The following is a 1,594-nucleotide window of genomic DNA, read 5'->3' on the forward strand; positions in this document are numbered from 1 at the left end:
GGTTTCTGTGCTGCTGTTACTGTCACGGCTGCCTGTACAGGCTTCTTTGACGTCAGAGGCTATAAGCCAGCGATTGCGCGTGTCTCCGTCTTACTTGAAGAAGCTGATGAGAACATTAGTTCAAGCCGGCTTGGCAGAATCCTTACCAGGGACGAAGGGCGGTTTTACCCTGACGAAGCCTTTGGCGGACATTACGCTTTATGATGTTTATCAAGCGGTCGAAGGCAGAGGTTCGATGTATCAGGGGAAAGGCCTGCTGCAATCTGTATTTGAGGGTGAAAGTCACTGTGTGCTGGAGACAGTCATGGGGGAAATCGAGGATAAATGGTCCAATCTTATGAGAGAAGAATCCTTGCAGCATGTCATGGACAGAGTCGGGGAATTGTATGATCTTGAAAAAATAGATGATTGGGTAATCAAGCAAGTGAAAGGGCAATTGTAATGAAAAATAGCGGGTCTATACAAGAATCAACATCATCAACAGGCATATCCGTGCTGATCGTGCTCGCACTTGGCTTCCTCATGGCAACTCTTGATGTGACCGTTGTGAATGTGGCGATGGCTGATATGAAAAACACTCTTTCAATGTCACTTTCAGGTGTAACGTGGGTTGTGGACGGGTACATTCTTACTTTTGCGTCGCTTCTGCTGGCGGGCGGAGCCTTGGGTGACCGTTTCGGCTCGAAGACGATCTATATCTTGGGTCTAGCCGTTTTTGTTCTGGCCTCCTGTCTATGCGCTGCATCTATAAATGGGCAGATGCTGATTGCCGGACGTCTCATACAGGGAATTGGAGCAGCTTTGTTTATGCCAAGCTCACTCAGCCTTTTGGCTGCCTCTTACCCTGATGAGCGGGCGCGGGCGAGAATGTTTGGGCTGTGGGCCGCGCTTGTTTCCGCCGCTTCAGCCCTTGGGCCCTTTATCGGGGGCGTGCTGGTAGAGTTGGCGGGCTGGCAGAGTATTTTTCTAATCAATGTGCCAATAGGGGCTGCTACGCTCATTTCAGCTTACCGAATCCTCAGCCGCGTTCCGGGAAAAAGCAGCCGCGTGAACATCATCGGGCATCTGCTTGGCATGATGGCTCTCGGGTTTCTTTCCTATGCTTTGATACAGGGGCCTTCAGCGGGCTGGCGCTCGCCAGTGATTCTTGCAGCATTTACTGCAGCGATTTTGGCATTTGTGCTGTTTTTGCTGCGGGAAATTTCTGCAAAAGCACCCATCCTGCCGGCGTCCTTATACAAAAACGGCCGCTTCTCAGCTGCCCAATTTATCGGGTTTTTGCTGAATTTCGCCCTTTTTGGCGGCATGTTTATGCTCAGCCTTTTTTTGCAGGAAGCAGGAGGCACAAGTTCCTTTATGGCTGGAGTGGAGCTGCTGCCGATGATGGCGGTCTTCGTGATCGGCAATCTGCTGTTTGCCCGTCTGGCGAATCGGTTTGAAGCCGGTCAGCTTATGTTTGTATCAATGTCGGTCAGCTGTATCATTGCATTGCTGTTGTTTGTGCTGATTTCTCCGGATTTTCCTTATTGGCAGCTGGCGGTGTTGATGTCTGTTATGAACCTCTGTACCGGTATTACAGTTCCTGCCATGACAA

At 50.3% G+C, this 1,594-nt stretch carries 2 protein-coding genes; both read left to right on the forward strand.

The genetic code is table 11. The features are described 5' to 3' along the window. Positions 1 to 442, forward strand: a 442-nt coding sequence (locus tag ACWHAR_RS20850; protein WP_452087697.1) for an Rrf2 family transcriptional regulator, incomplete at its 5' end; no start/stop codon positions are given. Beyond that, positions 442 to 1,594, forward strand: a 1,153-nt coding sequence (locus ACWHAR_RS20855; RefSeq protein ID WP_452087698.1) for an MFS transporter, incomplete at its 3' end; no start/stop codon positions are given. The genes ACWHAR_RS20850 and ACWHAR_RS20855, both read left to right, overlap by 1 nt.

The sequence above is a fragment of the Bacillus sp. LR--39 genome (assembly GCF_053613335.1).